General features: G+C 48.0%; 9 tRNA genes and 1 rRNA gene. All 10 read right to left on the bottom strand.

The window, feature by feature from the left end:
- Positions 1-69: 69 nt before the first annotated feature.
- A tRNA-Ala gene (locus ACFQIC_RS04425) sits at positions 70-145 on the bottom strand.
- 7 nt (positions 146-152) lie between these two features.
- Positions 153-229: transfer RNA gene (locus tag ACFQIC_RS04430), tRNA-Pro, on the bottom strand.
- A gap of 7 nt (positions 230-236) precedes the next feature.
- A tRNA-Arg gene (locus ACFQIC_RS04435) sits at positions 237-313 on the bottom strand.
- 11 nt (positions 314-324) lie between these two features.
- Positions 325-413 (bottom strand) — tRNA-Leu (locus tag ACFQIC_RS04440).
- 51 nt (positions 414-464) lie between these two features.
- Positions 465-539, bottom strand: a tRNA-Gly gene (locus ACFQIC_RS04445).
- Positions 540-545: 6 nt separating this feature from the next.
- A tRNA-Leu gene (locus tag ACFQIC_RS04450) sits at positions 546-627 on the bottom strand.
- Positions 628-635: 8 nt separating this feature from the next.
- Positions 636-711: transfer RNA gene (locus tag ACFQIC_RS04455), tRNA-Lys, on the bottom strand.
- Positions 712-767: 56 nt separating this feature from the next.
- Positions 768-843: transfer RNA gene (locus tag ACFQIC_RS04460), tRNA-Thr, on the bottom strand.
- Positions 844-847: 4 nt separating this feature from the next.
- Positions 848-923 (bottom strand) — tRNA-Val (locus tag ACFQIC_RS04465).
- Between the two features lie 13 nt (positions 924-936).
- Positions 937-1,050 (bottom strand): 5S ribosomal RNA (gene rrf / locus ACFQIC_RS04470).
- Positions 1,051-1,184 lie beyond the last annotated feature (134 nt).

Genomic DNA, 1,184 nt, shown 5'->3' on the forward strand with positions numbered 1-1,184 from the left:
CTTCTATATAATAGAAAGAATAATTGACGTACTGGTTGGTTCGTTCAGTTTTCAAAGATCAAAATAAAGTGGTGGAGCCTAGCGGGATCGAACCGCTGACCTCCTGCGTGCAAAGCAGGCGCTCTCCCATCTGAGCTAAGGCCCCGTTAAAGTGGTCGGGAAGACAGGATTCGAACCTGCGACCCCTTGGTCCCAAACCAAGTGCTCTACCAAGCTGAGCTACTTCCCGTAAATTATGGTGCGCCCGAGAGGAGTCGAACCCCTAGCCTTCTGATCCGTAGTCAGACGCTCTATCCAATTGAGCTACGGGCGCAAATTAAATTATGGTGCCGAGGGCCGGACTCGAACCGGCACGGTAGTAACCTACCGCAGGATTTTAAGTCCTGTGCGTCTGCCAATTCCGCCACCCCGGCATGACTTGCAAATAAGTTTACATAAACGTACATATTAAACTATAAAATATATGGAGCGGAAGACGGGATTCGAACCCGCGACCCCCACCTTGGCAAGGTGGTGTTCTACCACTGAACTACTTCCGCTTATAATGCGGGTGGAGGGACTTGAACCCCCACGCCGTGAAGCACTAGATCCTAAATCTAGCGTGTCTGCCAATTCCACCACACCCGCAAACATAATGGTGAGCCATGGAGGGCTCGAACCTCCGACCCTCTGATTAAAAGTCAGATGCTCTACCAGCTGAGCTAATGGCTCCTAATATAGGAAACTTACATTGGATTAAGTTTTAACTCATTATCATAATGAGAAAATGGTGCCGGCCAGAGGACTTGAACCCCCAACCTACTGATTACAAGTCAGTTGCTCTACCAGTTGAGCTAGGCCGGCAATATGGTGGAGGATGCAGGGCTCGAACCTGCGACCCCTTGCTTGTAAGGCAAGTGCTCTCCCAGCTGAGCTAATCCTCCAGGAATTTTTAAGGTATGGCAACGTCCTACTCTCACGGGGATCGACCCGACTACCATCGGCGCTGAAGAGCTTAACTTCTGTGTTCGGTATGGGAACAGGTGTGACCTCTTCGCTAACGTCACCAAACCTTGTTTTATTTTTAAGGACAAGATATATTATATTGCCCTTTCACAAAAATATCAAGGGTTTTTTTGAAAACCCTCAAAACTGGATAAGACAACATCATTCAAACGAACATTCTTTCCACGAAGTTTCATAGT

This window comes from Halobacillus seohaensis, assembly GCF_042663045.1.
GTDB lineage: Bacteria > Bacillota > Bacilli > Bacillales > Halobacillaceae > Halobacillus_A > Halobacillus_A seohaensis.